The 21,309-nt window shown below is 66.8% G+C and carries 23 protein-coding genes and 1 pseudogene; 8 read left to right on the top strand and 16 right to left on the bottom strand.

The window, feature by feature from the left end; all coding sequences use genetic code 11:
* The first annotated feature begins 37 nt into the window (after nt 1–37).
* Nucleotides 38–226 (top strand): hypothetical protein, encoded by a 189-nt coding sequence (locus tag QM782_RS01445; RefSeq protein WP_415201161.1) that lies wholly within the window; start codon nt 38–40, stop codon nt 224–226.
* Between the two features lie 47 nt (nt 227–273).
* Here QM782_RS01445 and QM782_RS01440 read toward each other — a convergent pair whose 3' ends face one another.
* Both QM782_RS01440 and QM782_RS01435 read right to left on the bottom strand, forming a co-directional pair.
* The gene (locus QM782_RS01440; protein ID WP_415201160.1) at nt 274–1,269 is read right to left on the bottom strand and encodes a toll/interleukin-1 receptor domain-containing protein; all 996 of its coding nucleotides are present in this window, start codon (nt 1,267–1,269) and stop codon (nt 274–276) included.
* Nucleotides 1,270–1,314: 45 nt separating this feature from the next.
* The gene (locus QM782_RS01435) at nt 1,315–1,413 is read right to left on the bottom strand and encodes a hypothetical protein (RefSeq protein ID WP_415201159.1); all 99 of its coding nucleotides are present in this window, start codon (nt 1,411–1,413) and stop codon (nt 1,315–1,317) included.
* A 467-nt stretch (nt 1,414–1,880) separates the two neighbouring features.
* On the opposite strand from QM782_RS01435, the gene QM782_RS01430 reads away from it, so the two are divergent.
* Nucleotides 1,881–2,930 (top strand): IS110 family transposase, encoded by a 1,050-nt coding sequence (locus QM782_RS01430; protein ID WP_415201158.1) that lies wholly within the window; start codon nt 1,881–1,883, stop codon nt 2,928–2,930.
* A 330-nt stretch (nt 2,931–3,260) separates the two neighbouring features.
* Here the strand turns inward: QM782_RS01430 and QM782_RS01425 are convergent, their stop codons facing one another.
* A complete protein-coding gene (locus QM782_RS01425) occupies nt 3,261–4,892 on the bottom strand; it encodes a hypothetical protein (RefSeq protein ID WP_415201157.1) in 1,632 nt (543 codons plus the stop codon).
* Between the two features lie 26 nt (nt 4,893–4,918).
* On the bottom strand, nt 4,919–5,521 hold the full coding sequence (locus tag QM782_RS01420; protein WP_415201156.1) for a hypothetical protein: 603 nt from the start codon (nt 5,519–5,521) through the stop codon (nt 4,919–4,921).
* A gap of 425 nt (nt 5,522–5,946) precedes the next feature.
* On the opposite strand from QM782_RS01420, the gene QM782_RS01415 reads away from it, so the two are divergent.
* A complete protein-coding gene (locus tag QM782_RS01415; protein WP_415201155.1) occupies nt 5,947–6,237 on the top strand; it encodes a hypothetical protein in 291 nt (96 codons plus the stop codon).
* A 214-nt stretch (nt 6,238–6,451) separates the two neighbouring features.
* On the opposite strand, the gene QM782_RS01410 is transcribed toward QM782_RS01415, so the two are convergent.
* From QM782_RS01410 to QM782_RS01395, 4 genes are read right to left on the bottom strand one after another with little or no spacing between them, the layout of a single operon-like run.
* Nucleotides 6,452–7,012, bottom strand: a complete 561-nt coding sequence (locus QM782_RS01410; RefSeq protein WP_415201154.1) for a hypothetical protein — start codon at nt 7,010–7,012, stop codon at nt 6,452–6,454.
* Entirely contained in the window at nt 7,009–8,058 is a 1,050-nt protein-coding gene (locus QM782_RS01405) for a polysaccharide deacetylase family protein (protein ID WP_415201153.1), read from the bottom strand. The genes QM782_RS01410 and QM782_RS01405 overlap by 4 nt, the downstream gene beginning before the upstream one ends.
* On the bottom strand, nt 8,055–9,914 hold the full coding sequence (locus tag QM782_RS01400) for a protein kinase domain-containing protein (RefSeq protein ID WP_415201152.1): 1,860 nt from the start codon (nt 9,912–9,914) through the stop codon (nt 8,055–8,057). The genes QM782_RS01405 and QM782_RS01400 overlap by 4 nt, the downstream gene beginning before the upstream one ends.
* A 45-nt stretch (nt 9,915–9,959) precedes the next feature.
* A complete protein-coding gene (locus QM782_RS01395) occupies nt 9,960–10,436 on the bottom strand; it encodes a GNAT family N-acetyltransferase (RefSeq protein WP_415201151.1) in 477 nt (158 codons plus the stop codon).
* Between the two features lie 209 nt (nt 10,437–10,645).
* Between QM782_RS01395 and QM782_RS01390 the strand changes: the two genes are divergently transcribed.
* Complete coding sequence (locus QM782_RS01390) at nt 10,646–11,389, top strand: SDR family NAD(P)-dependent oxidoreductase (protein ID WP_415201150.1); 744 nt, start codon at nt 10,646–10,648, stop codon at nt 11,387–11,389.
* On the opposite strand, the gene QM782_RS01385 is transcribed toward QM782_RS01390, so the two are convergent.
* Entirely contained in the window at nt 11,374–11,595 is a 222-nt protein-coding gene (locus QM782_RS01385; RefSeq protein ID WP_415201149.1) for a hypothetical protein, read from the bottom strand. The genes QM782_RS01390 and QM782_RS01385 overlap by 16 nt on opposite strands.
* A gap of 51 nt (nt 11,596–11,646) precedes the next feature.
* Nucleotides 11,647–11,889 (bottom strand): hypothetical protein, encoded by a 243-nt coding sequence (locus tag QM782_RS01380; RefSeq protein WP_415201148.1) that lies wholly within the window; start codon nt 11,887–11,889, stop codon nt 11,647–11,649.
* Nucleotides 11,890–11,921: 32 nt separating this feature from the next.
* On the opposite strand from QM782_RS01380, the gene QM782_RS01375 reads away from it, so the two are divergent.
* Nucleotides 11,922–12,356, top strand: coding sequence for a hypothetical protein (locus tag QM782_RS01375; RefSeq protein ID WP_415201147.1), 435 nt, complete (start codon nt 11,922–11,924; stop codon nt 12,354–12,356).
* A 94-nt stretch (nt 12,357–12,450) separates the two neighbouring features.
* Here the strand turns inward: QM782_RS01375 and QM782_RS01370 are convergent, their stop codons facing one another.
* Nucleotides 12,451–12,870, bottom strand: a complete 420-nt coding sequence (locus QM782_RS01370; RefSeq protein ID WP_415201146.1) for a type II toxin-antitoxin system VapC family toxin — start codon at nt 12,868–12,870, stop codon at nt 12,451–12,453.
* Complete coding sequence (locus tag QM782_RS01365; RefSeq protein ID WP_415201145.1) at nt 12,867–13,121, bottom strand: FitA-like ribbon-helix-helix domain-containing protein; 255 nt, start codon at nt 13,119–13,121, stop codon at nt 12,867–12,869. Before QM782_RS01365 ends, QM782_RS01370 begins: the two co-directional genes overlap by 4 nt.
* A 144-nt stretch (nt 13,122–13,265) precedes the next feature.
* Here QM782_RS01365 and QM782_RS01360 point away from each other — a divergent pair, with 144 nt between their 5' ends.
* Nucleotides 13,266–14,123, top strand: a complete 858-nt coding sequence (locus tag QM782_RS01360) for a DUF2569 domain-containing protein (RefSeq protein WP_415201144.1) — start codon at nt 13,266–13,268, stop codon at nt 14,121–14,123.
* Nucleotides 14,124–14,618: 495 nt separating this feature from the next.
* Here the strand turns inward: QM782_RS01360 and QM782_RS01355 are convergent, their stop codons facing one another.
* A complete protein-coding gene (locus tag QM782_RS01355; RefSeq protein WP_415201143.1) occupies nt 14,619–14,921 on the bottom strand; it encodes a hypothetical protein in 303 nt (100 codons plus the stop codon).
* 172 nt (nt 14,922–15,093) lie between these two features.
* Complete coding sequence (locus QM782_RS01350; protein ID WP_415201142.1) at nt 15,094–17,202, bottom strand: hypothetical protein; 2,109 nt, start codon at nt 17,200–17,202, stop codon at nt 15,094–15,096.
* Nucleotides 17,203–17,424: 222 nt separating this feature from the next.
* Between QM782_RS01350 and QM782_RS01345 the strand changes: the two genes are divergently transcribed.
* Entirely contained in the window at nt 17,425–18,060 is a 636-nt protein-coding gene (locus tag QM782_RS01345) for a hypothetical protein (RefSeq protein ID WP_415201141.1), read from the top strand.
* A 54-nt stretch (nt 18,061–18,114) separates the two neighbouring features.
* On the opposite strand, the gene QM782_RS01340 is transcribed toward QM782_RS01345, so the two are convergent.
* On the bottom strand, nt 18,115–18,669 hold the full coding sequence (locus QM782_RS01340; protein WP_415205718.1) for a hypothetical protein: 555 nt from the start codon (nt 18,667–18,669) through the stop codon (nt 18,115–18,117).
* 179 nt (nt 18,670–18,848) lie between these two features.
* A pseudogene (locus QM782_RS01335) lies at nt 18,849–19,271 on the bottom strand (type II toxin-antitoxin system VapC family toxin); the annotation flags it as partial.
* Between the two features lie 227 nt (nt 19,272–19,498).
* On the opposite strand from QM782_RS01335, the gene QM782_RS01330 reads away from it, so the two are divergent.
* A complete protein-coding gene (locus QM782_RS01330) occupies nt 19,499–21,307 on the top strand; it encodes a di-heme-cytochrome C peroxidase (protein ID WP_415201140.1) in 1,809 nt (602 codons plus the stop codon).
* Nucleotides 21,308–21,309 lie beyond the last annotated feature (2 nt).

The raw sequence follows: 21,309 nt of genomic DNA, 5'->3' as shown, positions 1-21,309 counted from the left end.
CTTGACGCCAGCACGGCAATGACTAGAAGCGCCAGGCTTGCCCAAAAACACAAATGCTCAATTTGAGCCAAAACTCTGCCTGGCCACCATTTTCATCGGCCTGGGCCTTGTGATTCATTCCAGATTTTTTCAAACGACAGTCTGTCCTTTTGCGGTAGCTTGTGGCTTCATCGTGCGTCAGCGGTCAATGAATATGAATACCGTTGATCAGGAAGAAAACCTATGAGGTGGTGTTGACTGAGTGGGAAGTTCCTGTAGAGAGGCGTCAACACGCTACTCCGACTTTTCGATTTTGTTGCGCTGCAACCGAGACCAGGCAGGTTCTGACGCCGCGGGGTCAGTTTCAGGTTCAGGCTCGAAATTGAGAAGATGATCCAAGTCTCGGATCATCATATGTATCATCTTCGTGTCGAATCCGAAATCCTCGGGTCCGAATGGTCCACGCCTCATGAGGTCTGCGGCCCGAAGGAACCGTCGGCGAGCCGCAGTAGCCTCTTCAGGGCTGCCGTCCTTGGAGAGTCGATACGCCTCCATACCGAGTTCATACATCCAAGGCATCTCTTCACGAAACATACTGGCGACAATTAACAAGGCTACAGGGTCGCCGCGCTTCGAACCGAGGGATCGGATGATCTCGTGAACCATCATCGGATGAAACCTACGCCCCCGATGTCGCAGCGCGCGAGGCCCGTCTTCCGTGATTTCACGGAACTTACCGTCTAAGGTTCGAACACTTGCCACCAATTCTTCCAGAATCTCTGGCTGAGGCCGAGCATGTTTGGCTGGAGTGGCTAGGTTCGGAATGGCCGTAACCTTCTTCTCAAGTTCTGGCCACAAAGCATCGAAAAGCTGTTTTACCCGCGCCTCCGGTACAGGGTGCTGCGAGGACTGATTGAGTGACTGGATGACTTCGAGCAATCCGGTTCGGTCGATCTTCTTTGCTTGAAATTGGGCTAATGGCCCGGTGATGTCTCGAAACTCCAAGCCGAGCAGCAGCGGTATGACTCGGCTGCCCTGCATTGACTTCGCCAACGCACCGGCTTCAAACAGAACCCAAGGCGATCCCACGTTCTCGCGTGTGATGCACAAAATGCCGAAGTTGCAGGCTTCAAGTTCCTTAGCTACTTGGTCAGCCCAGCGTTGGCCAGCTTCGATATCCGCCTGTGACAACCACGGCTCGACGTAGTGGAGTACCAGCGGCATCCAATCATGAAGCGCGTCGGCAAGCGCGTGGCTCCGATCTCCGCTCCAACTTATGAAGACTTTCAAGTGCGACCCTCCCGATGTGGTTGATTTTGACGCCTAACGAATGAATTAGGCCGCCTTGCGAAGCAAGGTCGGCTTGAATGAATTGTTAGACCGCGTCCTCAAGAAAGTGCGGCCAGAACTCGTGAAGATGGCGAATGAATACATGGCCGTCCTGATCTTGGATAGTGAGGTCGGTAGTATCCGACAGGGAAGATCCCCCGCTGAACGATGCCAATGTTGTATGGATGACGCCACCAAGTAAGTCCGTGACAGCTACGCGGAAGGCCTGTCTGGACTCCGGACTTTTCAGGTTAGTGGAAAGAGTGGCCCAAGCATCAGCATGCTCCATGCTGCTTGGATCATCTAGGCTGGTAGTCCCTGCCAAGGCCCAGGTGCTAACGGCCTCTGCTAGGTGCTCCAAGAAAGCGGCTTCAGACTTCTGAATGTTCATTGGCGGACTAACGAATAAGCTCAGCGGGCGGCGAAGCCGTCCGCTGGAGCGAATACGAAGGGACTCCCCCAGTCCCAAGACGGTGTCCAGGCACCAAGATTGACTCGCGGAAGTTCAATCTGAAACGGAAAAAGGGGAAGTCCATGACGGAGATTACACGGGCGCCGGTGGCGCGGGTAGGGTGGACCTGTCCAAGCGGGTCTACCAAGTGCATGCGGTCGATGCGCAGGGCCGCGTGGCGCTGGCCAAGGCCATGCCGGTGGATCGGTTCTTTGCCTGGTGCGCGCAGTTGCCGGCCGGTTGCATCGTGGCCATGGAAACCTGTGGCGGCGCCCACCATGTGGCCCGCCGGCTGCGCCTGCTGGGCCTGGAGGCCCGGCTGATCGCGGGCCACTTCGTCACGCCTTACCGCATGGCCGGCAGGAGCGGCAAGAACGACGCCAACGATGCCGCCGCCATCTGCGAGGCCGCAGGCCGACCGCACATGCGCTGCGTGCCGGTCAAGACGGCCGAGCAGCAGGGCCAGCTGGCCGTGCACCGCCTGCGGGAAGGCTTCAAGGAAGAGCGCACCGCGCTGATCAACCGCATCCGCGGCCTGCTCACCGAGTTCGGGCTGGTGTTCGCGCAAGGCCCCGATGCGTTGCGTCTGGTGCTGGCCGGGGTGATCGAAGATGCCAGCAACGAAATCCCCGGCGTGGCACGGCTGGCCTTGCAACGTGCGCATCTGCACTGGATCGACATCGACCTGCAGATCGCCTGGTGCGACGAGCGCATCGCCGTCCATGTACACGCGGATGCGCGGGCCACCAAGGCCGCTGCGCTGCTGGGCATGGGCCCGACCACGGCATCGGCCTTGGTGGCCAGCATCGGCGAGTTCGGCCCGTTCGCCCATGCGCGCCAGTTCGGTGCCTGGCTCGGCCTGGTGCCCAGCCAGAACTCCACCGGCGGCAAAGCCAGGCTCGGGGGCATCACCAAACGCGGCGACGACGACCTGCGCACGCTGCTGATCCAGGGCGCCAAGTCGGCTGTGATGAGCGCAGCCAAACGCAGCGATCGCATCAGCTGCTGGCTGGTACAACTCAAAGAACGCGTGGGCTGGCAAAAGGCCGTCGTGGCGCTGGCCAACAAGAACGCCCGCATCTTGTGGGCGGTGCTTACGCGCGATGGCGCGTTCGACCCCGACCATGTGCCCGCGATACCAGCGGTGCGGCAAAAGCCGGCGCCGACCTGAAGAGTTGTTCTGAATTGGAAGTGCGACAAGCAGATACCCACCACAGGTCAGACCGGCGGCAGGTGAGCTCGGTAACCCTGGCGTGCTTCAAGCACGACGAACGAATGGAGTCCTGCCGAGCGGTTCGTATCTGGGGCCTCGGACCAATTGGCCGACACAAGCCCGCCTGTAGATGTGCAGTCTGTCCTTTCGCGGTGGCTTCTGGCTTCATCGTGCGTCAGCGATCAATGAATGCGAATACCGTTGATCAGGAAGAAAGCCTATGAGGTGGTGTTGACGGAGTGGGAAGTCCCTGTAGAGGGGTTAGGCAGCAATGTGGCGCTCTGGGAGTCAGGCTGTTGAACTCACGCCCTCGTCTGCAAAAACAATATTGAGTCGCAGCCGCACCAGTTTGGATTCAGACTCCGAAGCATGGGCAGAAATATTTATGACTCCGGAAAAGGCTCGGTTGATATAGGATGATGTGTCGAAAACCTGAATGGGTTGTAGTTGGATAGGCGGTGGATGCAGGCTAGATGCTTCCAGTTCTGCACTAAAGCCTTTCAAGAACTCTGCATCCACGTCGTTCAGGTTCTCAAAGGAGTTCGAAATCTTCATACTTAGATCAATGGGATCCCCCAGATTTGTGATGGAGAAGCCAACTATGCGCGATGACTTTCTGACTAGATTGTCGTTATCCCTCTCACTAAGGTTTATCGCTCGCTTAAGATCCCCGTTCGCATCGAGATTTCCATCTACGCGAATCGTTTGAGTTTTGTATCGTCGCCGCTGGATGATCTGGCGATATCGAGCCTCCGCTTGCGACAGATATAAACCGAGGCGATCAAGAGATATCCAAGTTTCATCAAGGGAAGGTAGGTCTGCTGTCGGCTGTATCTGACTCATGTCTGTGAAGATGTAGCGATTGCTTCTTGTTTGGGAGCCGGCATCGAAGCCATCGATGTGGCATCCAAAAATTAGGGCCTGCCCATACTCTACGGCAAATAATGTCTGGCGAAGCGTGCCCAATAGATCGTCATACAGAACCAGTGAGTCTTGCAATCGACGCTTCAGATTGAAGGTTCCATTTTCCGAGAACTGAGCTCGCTTACGACGGATGATCTCCTCGTCGGTCGCGTGCGACTTCTTGAGTCCCGCAATTTGTAGCTCCAGGCCAGCTCTGGTGCTCTCGAGGGCCTGGTGCTCGGCTTTCAGCGCCGATAGATTGTTGATAGCCAATTGCACGCTTTGCTGAATCGCATCGACTTCGCTCTTGGCGGCAAAAATCGCCTCCGCGCTAAGAGCGTTAAATGTTGACGAAAAGGGAAGGTCGGCGGCGAGGCCTGCATCAGATCTTCGTTGCGCATCAGCATTGGTGTATGCCGAAAGCGTCGGTTGTCCTCCCGTTGTAGATCCGAATACCAAGGGCCAGAACTGAAGCGTCACCTTATCTGCCGACCTTTTAGTGACGGATTGCGTTGCGGAATCGGGGCCATAGTCCTTTAGCCTTGCCTCTACTCGTCGTACCTCGTTCTCCGCACGCCCAATGTCTTCTGTTCGCAGGGTTATCGTCGACTCGGTGCGGCTTAAAGAATCCTCCAATCTTTTTATGTCATTCGTTCTGCAAAGGGCCTTCTCTTCAAATTCAAACAACGTTTGATCTAAGTTGAATATATCTATCTGCAGCGATTCGATCCGCTTTCTCAGTTCCACGCAGTCGTTGTATACGAGGCGGCCGAGGCTAAGATTTTCGGTCTGTAGATAGGGATTCAGTGTTGGCGGTCGGATCCCACTCGCAGGTAGCATGCTGACGCCGTGAGTCGTCGCCTTGGCGATCGGGGGGAATCCTTTGTTGCCCTGCAGTGCTCTCAAAAAAGAGTCTGGGTCTGGAAGATTCCATTTTCCTAGAGCTTTGAGTGGAGAGTCACCCTCGATCCAATGCTGATTGGACAGTAATACGTCCGGTGAGAATATGCGTTTCATTGGATATTCCTCGATCTGCTGGGTGATTAAAACCGATTGGCGCGTATGGAGTTCTCGAGATTGCGCAGCAGATCTTGCGACGCTCTGATTGAGCCTGGGCCCATTCGGACTGCTCCTTCATACTTAAAGGATAGGGGTCCTGCCTTGGCCTTTGCGCCGAAGTCGTAGCACTTTCCTTCATCTGGGCACCTAAGATTTGCAGAGACTTCGACTCCTGCAACGCTGTAGTCTGTCAGCGGGACTTTTAGATCCCAGCCTACGGCGGCATTCAGGCTCCCATCCGCGCCAATGGACAACTTGCCCGATCCTAGGGGAATGTCGATGGATAGGCGATCCTGCAGAGGCCTATTCGACTGGTCTAGTGACACGCTGACTGCAGGAATGCCTTCGATCGAAAGTGAACTACTCAGCTCCAGTGAGATGTTGTCGTCATACGTTAACCAATCCATGCCTTCATACTTAAATATGCTGTCGAAAGACGTGAGTTGGGTTTTTGGATCGATCGATTTGTCTGATCGATCCGGCGTGTGTCTATCTGGGGGATCGTAGTGACCTGATTCGGTGCGGTTTCGCGAGCCAGAGTTGGACGAGCCACCTTGCGCAGGATTGCTATCTTCGTGACTTCTCATGGCGTACAGTCTCTGTTGACTTTCGGGCGGGAGTGCGATTGGGCGCTGTGCTTGCTGCCTAACTAGTTTTAGGCCTCGCTATCTTACGCATGCTCTACGGCCTAAGTCAACGCTTGATGGATGAAATCTCCAAGTCCCTCATCAACTTGGTAAAGGTGCAGCCGATTTAGGCCGCCTAAATTTTCGATGACGGCGCTGGCTTGCGCTTTCATCTGATTTCGTTGTGTTCAGAGACCCTGCATTGGGTGCTGTAGATCGGCTTCAGCAGCGACAATGAAATACGTAAGCCGATACTTGGTCGGCGGCGGTGCGTCCATGGTTGATGCAAGCCTCGCGATCCGAGCAATCCGACCGAACTGCACGCCAGCGTAGTGCAAAAGAGAGTTCCATCATCGGGACCGTGGCTGGTGATTTTTGGGAAATTGATGAGAAGCGAGCTGCCTCTTTGTCCGTGTACGGCGCGAAAACATGCCGAGTACCCAGCCAAACAGTGTACCGAGCAAGGCTATGGGCGCATTGAACACCTGCTGCAAAGGTTCTTGATTTTCCAAGAAGCACAACCGCCCGATTCCTCCTGCAAATACGAAGGCGAACAGATTCATGAAGATGACGGAGAAGGGCTGGCTGCTGAATGTTCTTTCGAACTATTGAATGAAGCGTTCCACGATAGTCTTCTTGTTGAACTCAAGCTGGATGTGGTGCGGTGCATTTTGTGATTCCAAATGGATTTTGGAAACCTAATATTCTGTGGGTGTATCCGCTGTAGGGGATTGGCGCGGCTGTCACTATGAGGCAGTCGTTGAGCCAATAGGTACTTTCTGAACTACATGCCCGGGATGCCATCCATTTCCAAGACAATTCGCCTCGGCGCACGAGGTCAATTGCCGGTTCGTCCGTTCCGCGGGTGCAGCCTCTCGCACCTTCTGCCCGTTACGGTTCTTCCATCCCTTCCCCAATAGCCGGCATCGTCGCCTGTGCCCGCACCGGCGTCACCAACGCCCCGCGCAAGCTCATCGTGAGCCGCGAAAGCCGCCCCAGGTACAGCCGCTGGTTGCGCTCGCGTTCGAGTGCGCGCAGCGCGTCGGCCGCCTCGGGCTGGTCGGGCTGCAGCGCCAGCGCGTGCAGGTAGTGGTTGGCGGCCTGGTCGGTCGCGCCGCGCCGGCGGGCTGCCTGGCCGCGCGCCAGCTGTTCGGCCACGGCGGCGTCGATGCGCCGGCGCAGTGCGGCGGCGCGTTCGCGGTAGGGGGCGTGGCCGGGCCGCAGCACGATCAGCACCTCCCAGGCCCAGGCGGCCTCGGCCCAGCGCTGCTCGTCCTCCAGCACCAGCGCGCGCACGCGCTGGCGGGTTTCGAACGGGCTGAGCCCGTCCGCGTGCGGGCTGGGCGGCGGGGCGGCCACGGCGTCGGCGGGCGGTGCCGGCGGCGCGCCGGCGCAGCCGGCCAATGCCAGCGCGGCGGCGAGCGCCAGGGCCGGCACGGCCGCCGGCCTCATGGCGCGGTCCCGATCGGCCGGCTGGTCTGCAAGCGCGCCTTGAACGCTTCCAGGTCGTGGTCGCCGTAGATCATGGTGCGGCGCAGCATCAGCGGCTGCGCGAAGAAGGGGTTGCCGCCCGGCGTGACGGTGAAGGCGAGCTGGTAGTGCTGGCGCGCCAGCAGGTCCAGCACCTGGGCGTTGGCGTCGCCATAGGGGAAGGCGTAGTGCCGCACCGGCGTGCCCAGGTGCTGCTCCAGCAGCTCTCGCGGCACGCGCGTTTCCTGCTCCAGGCTCTGGCGGTAGCGTTCGTCGCTCTCGCCGGCGCCGCGCTCGATCAGGTTGCGGTGCGTCTTGGAGTGCGCCTGCACGTCGACCAGGCCGGAGGCCGCCAGCTCCTGCAGCTGCGGCCAGCTCAGCGCCTGGCCGGAGCCGATGAAGTCGGTGTAGACGAACAGCGTGGCCGGCAGGCCGAGCCGGCGCAGCACCGGCCAGGCGTACTGGTGGAAGGAGGCGTGGCCGTCGTCCACCGTGATGGCCACGGCGCGCGGTGGCAGCGGCGCGCGGCCGGCCAGGTAGTCCGCCAGCCGGTCGAGCCGGACCACGCGGTAGCCGTTGTCGACCAGCCACTGCATCTGCGCGGCGAAGTGGGCCGGCGACACCACCATGCGCCCGCCGCCGGCGCCGAAGCGGTGGTAGCACAGCACCGGCACGGTCTGGTAGGCGCCGGCCGCCACGCCGCCGGGGTTCATGGGCTGCAGCGGCACGACCAGCGGCTGGCCGGGCTGCAGCGCGTCCGGGCCGCCGTTGGCCTGGGCGATCTGCCAGTCTTCGTCCGCGCTGCCGAGCCAGCGCGCGGCGATGCTGCGCAGCGTGTCGCCGGGGCGCGGCTGCACGACCAGCAGCCGCGTGCCGCGGGCCAGCACACCGTCGCCGGCGGTGGCCGGGGCCGCGGCGGCCTCGGGCATGCGGGCCGGTGGCAGGGGCGGCGGTGCCGTGCAGGCACTGAGCAGCAGCAGCGCCGCGAGCAGCAGCAGCGCGGCCAGCCGCGGCGGGGCGGGGGTCATGGCTCGGCCGTGGTGGTGGGGACCGGGGCGGCCGCGGCGTCGGCAGTGGCGGGTGCCGCCGCGCGCTGCTGCAGCGCCTGGGCCATGCGGTCGAAGGCCGCGTAGAGCTGGCCGAACTCGTCGTTGCGCTGTTCGGCGATGCGGAAGTCCAGCCGGCCCGCGGCGATCTCGTCCATGGCCTCGCCGACCAGGCGGACCGGCCGCGCGAACCAGGTCGCCACGAGGTACATGGCCAGCGCCACGGCCAGCACCGTGACCACGGCCAGCACCGCCATCAGCCCCATCGACAGCCGCGCCACGGCGGCCAGCGGCTTTTCCGGCAGGCCGAGCGCGACCTGCCCGACCGGCTTGCCCTGGAACAGGATCGGCGCCGTGAAGCCGAGCACCGGCTCGCCGCCGGCGAGGTAGCGCGTGCGCTGCACGCCGCGGGCCGCGCCCAGGGCCTCGCCGGCCGGCGCGTGCCAGGGCTGGCCGACCAGCTCGGGCCGGCTGGCGGCGCGCACGGTGCCGCTGCGGTCCACCACGGTCAGGCTGTCGAAGTCGCGCGTCTGCATCACCTGCTGCAGCGCCACGTCCACCACCACCCAGTCCTCGCCCAGCGCCGCCACGGCGTTCTGCGCGGCGATGAAGCGCGCCAGCGCCGCGCCGGTGTCGCCGACCTGGGCCATCAGCGCGGCCTGCTGGCGCTGCACGATGACGGCCGAGGCGATGCCCATCACCACCGCGACGATCAGCGCCATCAGCCCGGCCCACTTGAGCCGCAGCGGCACGCCGCCGCGGGCCTGCGCGCCCTCGCGCGCCTGCTCGTCGATCTCGGCCAGCACCTTCTGCAGCGCCTCGGCCAGCGCGGCGCCGCTCTGGTGGCGCTTGCCGGGCGCCTTGGCCAGGCAGCGGTCGATCACGCGGCGCAGCGAGGCCGGGGCGTCCGGCCGCAGCTTCTCGATCGGCGCCGGGTCTTCCTTGGCGATCTTCAGGGCCAGCGTCACCACGCTGTCGCCGTTGAAGGGCCGCTGGCCCGTCAGCGCCTGGTACAGCACGATGCCGGCGGAGAACAGGTCGGACCGGCCGTCCACCTTGCCGCCCTCCATCTGCTCGGGCGACATGTACTGCGGCGTGCCCAGCACGTCGCCCACGCGGGTGCGCTGCTCGCCGGCCGCGGCGGCCATGTGGGCGATGCCGAAGTCCATGACCTTGATGCCCTGCGCGCCGCGCAGCCGCGCGATGTTGCCGGGCTTGATGTCTCGGTGCACGATGCCGCGGCCGTGCGCGTAGTCCAGCGCCTGTGCGAGCTGGATGCCCATGACCACCACGTCGCGCACCGGCAGCGGGCGGCCGTGCTGCAGCAGGTCGGCCAGCGGCTCGCCGTCCAGCAGCTCCATGGCCATGTAGGGCCGGCCGTCGATCTCGCCGACGTCGTGCACGGTCACGATGTGCGGGTGCGACAGACCGCCGGCCGCGCGCGCCTCGCGCAGGAAGCGGGCGCGGTATTCCTCGTCCTCGCACAGCGAGGCGTGCAGGAACTTGATCGCCACGTCGCGGCCGATGTCCGGGTCGTGCGCCTTGAACACCGTGGCCATGCCGCCGCGGCCGAGCTTGTCGAGGATGCGGTAGCGGCCGACCTGGCGGACCTCGGGCTCGGCGCCCGGGCCGCCGCCGGGCAGCGTGAGGCCGGTGCCGCGGGTGGCGGTGCGCGTGTGCGTCAGTGGCGCGTGGGGGGCCGGGCTGGCGGGGGCGATGCGGGTGGCGTCGAGGTCGGGGGCGGCAGGCGCCGCAGGGGCGCCGGTGGCGTCGCGCGCGTCATGCGTGTCGCGCGTGGTCGGCGTCAGCAGGGTTTCGTCGCGGGCGGCTTCGGGCATGGGGGCATGCTGGACGCGGCCGGGGGCCGCGGCAATGAACGAAAGTCATGGCGCTGCCGGCGGCGCGCGCAGCAGGCCGGCGTAGAGGCCGGGCGTGGAGCCGGGGATGTCGATGGCACCGGCGACGCGGCGGAAGAACCCCGGCGCGCCGACCGCGCCGGCGACCGCGTAGCCGTAGCCCGTGGCGCGCATGTCGTGCAGGCAGGCCAGCAGCAGCGCGGCGCCCAGGCCCTGGCCGCGGGCGTCGCCCTGCACGCCGATCGGGCCGACGAAGCCGCGGGCGGTGGCGTCGTAGCCGCAGAAGCCCCGCAGTTCCGCCGGCTCGCCGCACGTGGCGACGAACAGGCTGGCCGGGCGGTTGGCCAGCGCGGCGCGCGCCTCGCTGGCCCAGGCGGGGGAGAAGCAGCGCGCGACCCAGGCGGCGACCAGGTCGTGCTCGGGGCCGATGGGCTTGCGCAGGCGAAAGCCGGCGGGTGCCGCCGGCCTGGCGGGCAGGGCGGACAGGGCGATCAGCATGTCCATGGGGCCGTCTCCTCGCAGCATGTGGCGCTGCGCCGCATGATGGGCCGGCCGCGGGCGGCGGCGCAGGTCCGAAAGTCATCCGGCGGCGCGGCCCGGCGGGGCACGGGGCCCGGCAGGTGGTGGCGGGTATTCCCTGATCGAGGTCAAGGTCCGGCCGGCGGCCGCTGCCGAGAATGAACCTATCTGCTTCCATGATTGAAAGGCACGTGATGAGTACAGCAGCATTCGCGGACAAGGTGGCGATCGTCACCGGCGGCGCCTCGGGCATCGGCGAGGCGGTGTGCCGCCGGCTGTCGGCGGGCGGCGCCAAGGTGGTCGTGGCCGACTTCAACGGCGAGGCGGCGCAGGCGCTGGCCGACACGCTGGGCAACGCCATCGCCGTCCAGCTGGACGTGGCCGACGCCGAGGCCGTGCGGCGCATGGTGGAGCGCAGCGTCGAAGCCTTCGGCGCGCTGCACCTGGCGGTGAACAACGCCGGCATCGGCGGGCCCTCGCATCCGACCGCGGACTACCCGCTGGAGGACTGGCACCGCGTCATCGGCGTGAACCTGCACAGCGTCATGTATTCGATGAAGTACGAGATCCCGGCGATGCTGGCCGCCGGCGGCGGGGCCATCGTCAACATGGCCTCGATCCTGGGCAGCGTGGGCTGGAGCGGCTCCATCCCCTACGTGGCCGCCAAGCACGCGCTGCTGGGCATGACCAAGACCGCGGCGATGGAATACGCGCCCAAGGGCATCCGCATCAACGCCGTGGGCCCGGGCTTCATCGACACGCCGCTGCTGTCCAACCTCGATCCCCAGGTCTACGCCAGCCTGGTGGGCCTGCATCCGATCGGCCGCCTGGGCACGGCCGACGAGGTGGCGGCGCTGACCTGCTTCCTGCTCTCGGGGGACGCCGGCTTCATCACCGGCAGCTACCACCTGGTGGACGGGGGCTACACCACGCGGTGAGGGGCGGTACCGGGCCGGGCCGGTTGCGGTAGCCGCGCGCAGTCCGCGGCCGCGCGGTCGGTCATCTCCCAGGTGTCGTCGAAGCGCACCTCGTGGCGCTGCGACTGCACTTCGCAGCAGTCGCGCAGGCCCGGGCCGCTGTGGTCGAAGCGGCCGGGCTGCGCCTTCCGCACGCTGCGGCCGCGCACATCACGGGAAGCTGCCACCGGGCGGGGGGCCATGCGGCGCGCTGCAGCGCCGTCGTCCCCATGTCCCGGTCAGCGCGGCTTGCGCTTGCGGCCCACGTTGCCGCGCGCCGGTGGCGGGTCGGCGAGCAGTTCGTCGAGCGCGGCGTCGAACATCATCGACTCCATCGGGCTCAAGCCGTCGTCGGGATCTTCGACCTCGACGACGCGCAGGAACTGTGCCCGGGTGCGCGCATCGCGCAGCAGCTGGACGTCCTCGCGGATCGCCTGCAGCGCGCTGCCCGCGTCGTCCAGCGCATGTTCGAAGGCCTGCACCAGCAGTTTCGCGGGCCAGTGCAGCAGGCCCGGTGCGGTGGCTGCTGCAGCGTGGCGGACAGCGGGGCCTGCAGCAGCGCCAGCTCGTCTTCCAGCGACTGCTGCTGCTCCTTCGGCACGCGGTCGTAGTGGCGCAGCTTGTCGTCGGGCGGCCTGGCCAGGTGGTCCGCGTCGATCTGTTCCAGCTCCAGCCGCCCGGCGGCGGATGCCGCAGGTGGGCGTCGATCCACGGCGCGGCGTCGCGCTGCGCGGCACGCAGCGCCTGCTGCTGGGGCACCAGCTGGGTCAGCCGGCGCCGGTCCAGCGCCTCACCGGTGGCCTGCCAGGCGGCGAGCTGCTCGTGCAGCCGCGCCAGGCGCTGGTTCAGGCGGTTGAATTCCTTCTGCGCCTTCGACAGCGAGGCGGCGCTGCCGGGCACCTTCCGCAGCGCCTGGCCGGGCGGGGAGAGGGGAGGGGGGCGCCGCTGAACAGGCCTCGCTGGAACGGGAGCGGCATCGCGGCCTGTCGCCGTGCGGATCGACTGCCGGGTGGCGGCTGGCGTGCCGAGGGCAACGGTCGGCGCTACGCCTTCCAGGGGTCGATCACGGCCAGGCCGGTGGTCTGGAAAGGGCCCGTGTCCCGGGTCGCAACGGTGAAGCCATTGGCGAGCGCGACCGCTGCGTTGCGGGCATCAGCCGTTCCGATTCCCTGGCCCGCCTTGCGAACCCTGGCCAGCAGGTTGGCGTATGCGTTCGTGCAAGCCATGTCGAAGGGCAGTACGCGCCCGGCGAACATGGGCAGTACCCGTGTTTCCAGGGATGCATGCAGGCTGGAGCGACGCTTGCCGGCCGGCAGCAGCGCCACGCCGGCGCGCAGTTCGGCCACGGTCATGGCCGACAGGCAGAGCGTTTCCAGGGGTTGTGCATCGATCCACTCGATGACGCGTGCTTCGGGCGCTGGCCGCAGAGGCTCCGACACCACGTTGGTGTCGAGCAGGATCATTCGGAACGCGCGGAACGCGCCGGCGCTGCGTCAGGTGCGCTCTCGAAGATGGCGAACTCCTCGTCGGTCAGCTTGACCTTGCGGCCGATCTCGGCCAGCAATGAACCGAGCTTGACTCTGCTTTGCGGCTTGACCGCGGATTCCAGGATTTCTCGTATTTCGGCCTCGATGCTGCGGCCGTGGCGAGCGGCTCGCACACGGATGGCACGATGGACTTCGTCGGGCAGGTTCCGAACGGTGACCGATGGCATCTTTCAAAGCCTCCTGTTGATGGAGATGCTTGCATCTCCGAGTTGCAAGTCACCGAGGAGCAGGCCGAGCCGATTCCCGGGATAGCATCGGCCGCCCTGGCGCGCGGTCGTGGCGCAGCGCCGCAACCGAGAAGCTCCCATCCGATGCGCAAGACGGCTCTCGCCTCGTCCCTGTCGATCCTCGCGCTGCTGGCGCTGGGGGGCGCTGGCATCCACAGCGTCGAGCAGGGGGCCGCCCAGGCCGGGACGATCAGTCTCGCGCTCGTCCTGCTCGCTCTGCCGTATCTCGCGTTCTGCCTGGCGCGGCCCGCTGCGCGCAGGGGCTGGACCATCGCCGCCTGGGCGCTGAACGGGAGCATGGCGGTGCTGATGGGCGTGCTCGCCGCCTTCGTCCTGCTGACCGGATTCGCCGTTGGCTTAGGGCTGTTCGTGCCGTTCCTGGTGATTGTGGCGACGACCGGCATCAACCTGGCCGCGCTCTGGCGTGCCCGTCCGGCAGGCGGCGAAGGAGGCGCCGACGGCGATGCCGGCACACCCGGCGGGCCCGTGGGCCTGCGCGGCTGGCTGCTGCCACTCGGCGCCATCGTCGTCGTCGCACCGGTGCGCCTCGCCATGCAGCTCTATCCATGGTGCCGCGACCTGTTCCTGGACGGTACCTGGCAGGCCGTGGGCGATCCGGGCCACCCGGCCTACAACCCGCTGTGGCAACCGGTCATCGCCGGGGAACTCATGGCGAACATCGGCCTGCTCGCCCTGTGGGTGTTCGTCGCCTACCTGTTCCTGTCGAAGAAGAAAGCATTCAGGCGGTGCTTCATCGCGCTGCTGGTGGCCACGCCGCTGCTGCTGGCCGTGGACGGCGCGCTGACGCACGCGGTCTTGCCGGACGAGCCCGTGCCGGACCCGGACCTGCTCAAGGAATTCTTCGGCGCCGTGGCCGCGGCGCTGATCTGGGGGCCTTACGTGCTGGTGTCCAGGCGGGTGAAGGCGACGTTCGTGAACTGAACGGCCGGCCTGCGGGCACGGCGTCGGGCCAGCAGTGGCGCCCTGCATGCGTTGCCACCACGCGGAGCAGGGCCGGCGCCGGCTCGGCGCCATGGCCGCCTCGTCTCATGACCAACTGCACGAGCCGGCCTGCGTGGTGGGGGTGTGGGGAAGCTGGCCGATGCGTTCGCGCACCACCGGCGTGCCGGGGTGCATGATCGACGAGGCGTGCGTGCGCATTCACGCCAGCACCACCAGGTGCTTGGACGCTACGCCTTCTACGGCAGCCCCGTTTACCCGGGCGTCGAAGGTCACAACCGCCCCCCCGCCGCACGGCCAGGGCCTCGATCGAGCGGGAGGACCGGGAATGGTGTTGCACCATATGGCAGATCCCTGGTGCCTTCGCATCAGGGATCTGCGTATCCGGCGCGCGGGACGCGCTCGCGGCGGTGGGCGTGGCGGCCACGCCGGCGGTCCCGCGCCGTCCCACCACCGCGCCGGCGATGCAGGGCCGCTTCAGTTCTCGCGCTCGTAGCGGATCACGCAGCCCTGGGCGTCGGTCACCGTGAGCCGCGTCGCGTCGAGCTCGAAGCCGTAGCGCTCGACCGCGTCGTTGGCCACCGACAAGGCCAGCTCGCCGGCCTGGGACTGCTGCCAGGTGCCGCTGTCCCACCAGGTGAACTGGCCGGCCGTCTCGGCTTGGCCGGCATAGAGGCCGTTGGCGTCGAAACGCAGCGCAGCGGGGTAGCGCGCAGCGCAGGCCTCGCGCGAGACTTTGCGCCAGGTGCCGACGAACCGCGGGTCGTGCGTGGTAGTCATGGCGACTGCTCCTGTCGTGAACGGGGCATCAAGCATAGGCCCGGGTGCCGCCGCCCGGGGTGGGGCGAAGACGGTGCAGCCGCAGGCGGTCACCGCGGCCAGTGCGGCTGCGCCGCCAGCCACGACGGCCGCACCGCCTCTCACCACGGCGCGGCCGTCGCCACGCGGTGCCTCACAGCGCGTCGAGCGCGGCGCGCGCGTCCGCCGGCATCGGCACGTTCCTGGCCTTGGACTTGAGCGTCTTGGCCATGTCCTTGGCGACCGCGGCGGTGCCGCCGGCGGCAATGGCCGCCAGCTTGCCGACCTCGGCGCCGCTCATCACCGTGTTGCTGTCGATCAGGTCGGCGGCGCCCTTCACATCGGCCTTGCGCGCGCCGAACCGGCGGCCCACGCGCTTGGCCTCGATGGCCGCGAAGTGCGGGCGCAGCACCGGCGAATCCAGCGCCGCCTGGATCGCCGCCATGCCTTCGGCGAGGTGGTCGCCGCCGATCGCCAGCACCAGGTGCGCGTCGGGTGTCGAGAGCACCCGGTGCGCCGCCGCGCCGTGCTTGGCGTCGACCACGTCGCTGACCAGCACGCTGGCTTCGCCGTGCGTGGCGATGACCACGCCGTTGGCGTCCCAGTGCGCTTCGAGCGTGATCTTGTGCAGGCCCGGGCTGGCGAACAGCGCACCTTCGGCACCGCGCATGAGCGTGGCCGATTCGGTGGCCTCCTCGCCCGGCGCGAGCATCCGGAAGGCGTCGTCCTCGACGCAGCGCACGACGGTGCGGAAGCTGCGAACGGTGCCCGCCGGGTCCTCGACGCTGCCGCTGATCGCCTCGCTCTTCAGGCTCAAGTGCACCGGCACCGCGATCGGCTGCGTGCTGCGGTTGACGAGCCGGTAGTCGATGCGCACCGGCGCGCCGATCGGCACCTCGTCGAGCAGCGGACGCACTTCGAGCTCGAGACCGTCGATGCCGGTTTCCAGATCGGTGGGCGTGATCGGCGGCGTCGTCTGCGAGGCCACGCCGAAGGCCACGCCGCCCGGCCGCACGAACGGATCGGGGTAGTGGCGCAAGCGCTTCAGCTCGGTGGCGTGGAAGGCCCAGCGGATGTTTCCGGGGAAGGGGTTGACCGGCGTGGCACCGGCGGCAATCACGTCGCTGGTGCACAGGAAGCCGAAATCGGCGCTGTTGTGGTACTGCCCCATCGCATGGCCGAGTTCGTGCACCGCGGTGCGGAAATAAGGTGCCTTGGCGGTGCCGAAGCGTTGGCCGCTGACGCTGCCCCAGCCCGGGTCGATGATCCAGTGCGAAGCGATGCCCACGCCTTCGCGCGGCACGTTGTTCGAGTCGGTGCCACCGACGTCGTACATGATGCCGCGCGGCGTCGAGTCGATGTTCTTCACCGCCAGGATGTGGTAGCGCCACTCGTTGTCCAGGTTGACGGCGTCGCGTCGCTGCAGCATCGCCGCGTGCATCTCGGCGTCGGACCACGACGCGCCGCTGGGCTGCGCGACGTTGGTGTCGCTGAGCACCACGTTCATCTGCCAGCCGAGCTCGTCCATTACGGTGGCCCAGGTGTGGCCGGCGCCGCTGTCCAGCGGGCGTTCGGAACCGGAGACGGTGTCGATCTCCAGCGAGGCGCGGCGGAAGTACTTCGACAGCCAGCCCATCGTGAAGCGCCCCACGACGACGCCGCTGGCGTTCTTCACGTCGCCCTCGGCGTAGTCCGAGCTCGACGGGAAGCCGGCCGGCGCGGCCATGCGCGTCATCGTCGCGGTCAGCATGCTGTCCAGCGCCCAGCTGTTCGGCGCCGTGAAGCGGTAGAGCTGGAAGCCGAGCGTGAAGGTGTTGCCGAAGTAGAAGTGCTCGGGCAGCGCGGTGACGCGGATGTAGAAGCGGTACCTGTTGCGCGGCAGGATCGGAATGCCGTTGGCCGGGTTGGGCGGATTGCCGAGGAGGGAGATCGGCGGCCGCACGATCGGCAGTGGCCGCCCGGCCACCGGCACGGCGGGCGATGGTTGCAGCACCAGCAGCGGGCGCTGGTAGAGATCCCCGCTGGCCGTGCGGCCGGCGTCGTGGCATTCGACGCGCAGCGTGCCGTCGTAGGCCACGAAGGGCGAGCCGGCCGGGCGGTACGACACCAGCCAGCAGCCGCAGCGCACGCTGCGCAGCCGCAGGATCGGTGGCTTCGGAAATGGCTGCGGCGCAAGTGGCAGGGCCTCGTCGGCCTGGCTGCCCTCGGGCGGCAGGTAGTCGGGAAGCGGCGGCATCGCAAGGGCGGCGGCGGTTGCGCGCATGGTCGTTCTCCTCAGCGGTTTCGAGGTCGGCGAACGGGCGTGGTGAACACCCGGAGTGCCGTCGGGCGACGGCGTGGGTGCATGGTCACCAGAACCCCGCGCCGCCGACAGCGACCTAAGTCATGCCTCCGCGCCCGGCGTCTTCAGTCTTCAGCCGGTGCCGGGAAGTCCGCAGGGGCACGGCGGCCAGGTCGCGCTATACATCGCATCGACGAACTGGAAATGGAAACCCGGGAGGAAACGAACATGACCAGAACGCGGCGCGCTGCATTCCGCATCGCCCTGTCGATCGCCGGCGCTGCCCTGCTGCCGGCCGGCCTGCCCTCCGTCGCGGCGGCAGCACAGGCCGTCGATCACCTGGGCGTGCCCGGCCCCATCCGGTTCGACGGGAAGTCCTTCGTGCTGGCCTGGAGCGCTCAGCCCAGCGCCGGCTACGTCAAGCAGGAGTACGTGCCGGCGGGCCAGGCGGTGGAACGCTACGAGCAGATGCTGCTGCTCGAACGGGTGCCGGGCAAGCTGAAAGCGATCGACGCGGCGAACATGCAGGTGCAGGCACTGAAACAGCGCAAGGCTTCCGACCCGATCGTGAACATGGACCTGGTCCAGAACCCGAAGAGCGGCGAGGTGCTGCTGGATTTCGTCGTCAGCGCGAAGGACCGGGCCGGCCACGTCATCGTCGAGTGGAACGCGTACCGCTACGCCACGATCGCGGGCGGCGAGCCGGGCGTCATGCTGTTCGGCGTCAGCCATCGCGCCTACGGGGCCGAGAACGCCAAGGCGTTCATGGGCCGCCTGAAGACGCTCCGCGCCGCCCAGATGAACGCCCTGGCCAAGGCCGACATGCCCAGGCTGCGCTGAAGGAAGAACCGGCCGATGGCCGGCCGGCGACGACCGGTTGCGGCGCCCCCGCGATCAAGCCAGCGCCGACACCTCCACCGGCTGCTGGAACACCGTGCGGTACAGCGGCCCGCCATCGGAAGCCGCGGCCAGGCCCGGCACGTAGAGCTGGCGCACCGCCACATGCTGCGTGGGGATCCAGCGCGTGCCGCGGTCAGCGCCGGTGGCCGCACCCTGCGCCGGCTTGCCCAGGCCGGTGTAGGCCCGCAGCGGCTGGCGCAGCAACGCGCGCACCAACTGGTCGACGTGCGTCCAGGCATGGGGCAAGGCCAGCATCAACCTGGCCGCGTCACGCAGCGAATAGCCATGCTCGGCCGCAAAGCGGCGGACGAGTACGAAGTTGTCGTGGTCCAGCCACCAGCCGCCGCCGAAGCGGGCATCGTCAGGCGACGAACTGCTGGCGAAGCGGTAGTAGTACTGGCCGCTGGGCAGCCGCGTGGGCTGGGGGTTAAGGATGCCCCCGGTGCCCACGGCCTGGCCATCTTGGAGCCAGCGCTCGGTGTCGAAACCGGCGGCGATGACGCGCCATTCCGGCTGGGCGAAGTGGTGGGCGTTGGCGGCAGTGACCATGGGATGTACCTGGATGCCGGATGTGGACCGGCGCAGGCATGTTCATGCCGCCGACCCGGAAAGGGCAATGTCCGAAAGTCATCTGCTGCCGAGCCGCCCGGCGTACCGGCCGGGCGCTGAACCCGGGATCTCGACGGCGCCGGACCCGGGTTTGCCGATGCCGCTGACTCCGGCTTCTGCCACGGAGTGACAGTGGCCACCCCCGTGGGCTCGAAATCGGCCATGCGACGCGTCGCCACCGCCATGCCAGGCGCCAGCGCCGTCGCCGCGATGAGCGCGTCACGCTCGCCGCGCTTGCCGGGCAGGCGCAGCCGGGCGCAGCGTTGCGCCACAGCGGTGCCGACCGGCAGCGTGCGCGCGGAGAACTCGGGCAGTAGTGACGGCCGTTCCAGCCATGCACGCAGCACGGCCCTGTGCGCGGCGTCCTTGCGTTGATCGGCAGAACGCCGAGCTTCAGTTCCATGATGGTGATGGCCGACACGAAGAGGTCGACGGTGTCGGCGCTATCCGCCCATGCCGCCATGGTTCGCATCGGCCTTGCCGGGCCGCACCTCGTGCAGCTCGGACGGCACGTCGGTGCCCGGAACGTACGTCGCGAGCAATCAGCCGGCCGGGCCTCGACGCTCACCCGTGGCGGCTCGAACTCGAGCCGTGCGGCTGGCGGTGATGCTGCCGGCGCCCAGGCGCTCCGAGCAGCGCCCGGACTCCGCCTACATCAATTCACGCACCGCGACCATCAGGGCACGCATGGGGGCGGCGCAGCCGCCTGGAGACACCTGAGTGGATACCATCAATCGCATCGACCCACGATGACGATCCGGAGGTTCGGATGCGCAAACTCACCAGCCGCTCGCTGAGGGCCGCCGCATTGGCGACATCGTTCGGCGCCATCACCTTGTTCCCGGCGCAGCCCGCTGCCGCGCAAGCGGCGCCGGCGTCCGTGATCTACCTCGACCAGGCGTGGTCGCAGGACGATCGGGACTGGTACTACAACTTTTCCCAGGGCTCGACGGTGATGTCGTACGACATCTTCCTCCACCTCGAGCTGGCCGACAGCCAGGAGCTGTTCCGCTCGGACGCGAATAGCGAGCGCCATGGCGTGATCCCGCAGCCCAGGAGTCCGGCCAACCCGGACGGCCTGCCGATCGGCATCAGCAAGACCGTGATCTCGAAGCCGGCGTGGAAGGGCGCCGCCACCGGCGAGTTCGCGGGCGTGACCTGCGCGATGTGCCACACGTCGGAGCTCCGGGTCCAGGGCAAGCGCATCCGCATCGACGGCGGCAACAACAACGCGCTGGACTACCAAGCCTATATCCAGTCGCTCGACGCCGCGATGCAGGCGACGCTGAAGGATCCCGCGAAGTTCGATCGGCTGGCGTCGCGCCTCAACGCGACCAGCGCGGATGCGAAGGCGGCGTTGCGCAAGCGCTTCGAAGCGCAGGCCGCGGGCACCCATCACTACGCGACGCGCACGCTGCCTTCGGCCTCCCCCTGGGGACCGGCGCGCCTCGACGCGCTCACGCTGATCCAGAACCGCCTGACCTCGAACGTTCCCAGGATTCCGGAGAACACGTCCACGCCGAACGCGCCCGTCAAGCCGCCGTTCCTGTGGAACGCCACGCAGGGCCTGTGGACGCAGTGGGCTGCGATCCTGCAGGATCCGCTGATGCGCAACCTCGGCGAGACGATGGGCGTGTACCTGGACATCAACCTGCATGCCGAGTCTCCGGCCGAGGGCTTGTTCGCGTCCAACGCCGCCATCCACAACCTGGACCGGGTCGAGGTCCAGCTGTGGCGCCTGGCGCCGCCGAGCTGGCCGGAAGACCTGCTCGGCAAGATCGACCGCGACAAGGCGAAGATCGGCAAGGCGCTGTTCGCCACGCACTGCGCCAGCTGCCACAACATGTGGCCCTACCGCTGGACCGAGCCCAACAAGTACGGCAAGAGCTTCGTCCTCGTCGGCCTGGTCCCGCAGAGTTACGTGGGAACCGACAACACGCAGGCGCAGACGATCCGGCCGTACGCGCTCACCGGGGATCTCATCGACAAACTCCCGGGGCGGTTCCGCGGCAAGCCCGTGCTGACGTCGGAGGACTTCAAGGGCAGCCTCGTGGCGCCGATCTACGCACGCGCGATCGCCGACGCCAAGCTGACCCAGGAGCAGCTCGTGCCGATCAACGGCTTCCGCGAGCTTCCGCCGCCGCCGACGCCGAATGCCGTCTACAAGGCGGCGCCGCGCGACGGCGTGTGGGCGACTCCGCCCTTCATGCACAACGGGTCGGTCCCCAACCTGTATGAAATGCTGGTCCCGGCCAGCGAACGCACGAAGAAGTTCTATGTCGGGCGCGAGTTCGACCCGGTGAAGCTGGGCGTGGACACCAGCGGCAACTCCGGCCGCTTCCTGTTCGATACGGCGCTGCTGGGCAACTCGAACGCCGGCCACTCGTTCGAAAACGCGCCGCTCGGCAACGGCGTCATCGGCCCGCTGCTGACCGACGAGCAGCGCTGGGCGCTGATCGAGTACCTGAAATCGATTCCCGAGACGCCCGGCCGCGTCACGCCGTTCGGCGGCCCGCAACAGGCCGCGACCGGCGCAGCGGCGGCGCCATCGGGTGCGCAGCAGCCGGCCTGGAAGTAGCG

Origin of the sequence: Pseudorhodoferax sp. (genome assembly GCF_047601025.1) — a bacterium.
Lineage (GTDB): Bacteria > Pseudomonadota > Gammaproteobacteria > Burkholderiales > Burkholderiaceae_C > Pseudorhodoferax.
This window is presented reverse-complemented; position numbering and strand designations above follow the sequence as displayed.

What these genes read in the sequence shown, in the direction of transcription:
- QM782_RS01395 (WP_415201151.1), bottom strand. Translation starts at nt 10,436, where the DNA reads ATGGACATGCTGATCGCCCTGTCCGCCCTGCCCGCCAGGCCGGCGGCA.
- QM782_RS01355 (WP_415201143.1), bottom strand. Translation starts at nt 14,921, where the DNA reads ATGACTACCACGCACGACCCGCGGTTCGTCGGCACCTGGCGCAAAGTC.
- QM782_RS01370 (WP_415201146.1), bottom strand. Translation starts at nt 12,870, where the DNA reads ATGATCCTGCTCGACACCAACGTGGTGTCGGAGCCTCTGCGGCCAGCG.
- QM782_RS01340 (WP_415205718.1), bottom strand. Translation starts at nt 18,669, where the DNA reads ATGGTCACTGCCGCCAACGCCCACCACTTCGCCCAGCCGGAATGGCGC.
- QM782_RS01410 (WP_415201154.1), bottom strand. Translation starts at nt 7,012, where the DNA reads ATGAGGCCGGCGGCCGTGCCGGCCCTGGCGCTCGCCGCCGCGCTGGCA.
- QM782_RS01360 (WP_415201144.1), top strand. Translation starts at nt 13,266, where the DNA reads ATGCGCAAGACGGCTCTCGCCTCGTCCCTGTCGATCCTCGCGCTGCTG.
- QM782_RS01350 (WP_415201142.1), bottom strand. Translation starts at nt 17,202, where the DNA reads ATGCGCGCAACCGCCGCCGCCCTTGCGATGCCGCCGCTTCCCGACTAC.
- QM782_RS01390 (WP_415201150.1), top strand. Translation starts at nt 10,646, where the DNA reads ATGAGTACAGCAGCATTCGCGGACAAGGTGGCGATCGTCACCGGCGGC.
- QM782_RS01435 (WP_415201159.1), bottom strand. Translation starts at nt 1,413, where the DNA reads ATGTATTCATTCGCCATCTTCACGAGTTCTGGCCGCACTTTCTTGAGG.
- QM782_RS01345 (WP_415201141.1), top strand. Translation starts at nt 17,425, where the DNA reads ATGGAAACCCGGGAGGAAACGAACATGACCAGAACGCGGCGCGCTGCA.
- QM782_RS01400 (WP_415201152.1), bottom strand. Translation starts at nt 9,914, where the DNA reads ATGCCCGAAGCCGCCCGCGACGAAACCCTGCTGACGCCGACCACGCGC.
- QM782_RS01405 (WP_415201153.1), bottom strand. Translation starts at nt 8,058, where the DNA reads ATGACCCCCGCCCCGCCGCGGCTGGCCGCGCTGCTGCTGCTCGCGGCG.
- QM782_RS01420 (WP_415201156.1), bottom strand. Translation starts at nt 5,521, where the DNA reads ATGAGAAGTCACGAAGATAGCAATCCTGCGCAAGGTGGCTCGTCCAAC.
- QM782_RS01415 (WP_415201155.1), top strand. Translation starts at nt 5,947, where the DNA reads ATGAGAAGCGAGCTGCCTCTTTGTCCGTGTACGGCGCGAAAACATGCC.
- QM782_RS01365 (WP_415201145.1), bottom strand. Translation starts at nt 13,121, where the DNA reads ATGCCATCGGTCACCGTTCGGAACCTGCCCGACGAAGTCCATCGTGCC.
- QM782_RS01425 (WP_415201157.1), bottom strand. Translation starts at nt 4,892, where the DNA reads ATGAAACGCATATTCTCACCGGACGTATTACTGTCCAATCAGCATTGG.
- QM782_RS01330 (WP_415201140.1), top strand. Translation starts at nt 19,499, where the DNA reads ATGCGCAAACTCACCAGCCGCTCGCTGAGGGCCGCCGCATTGGCGACA.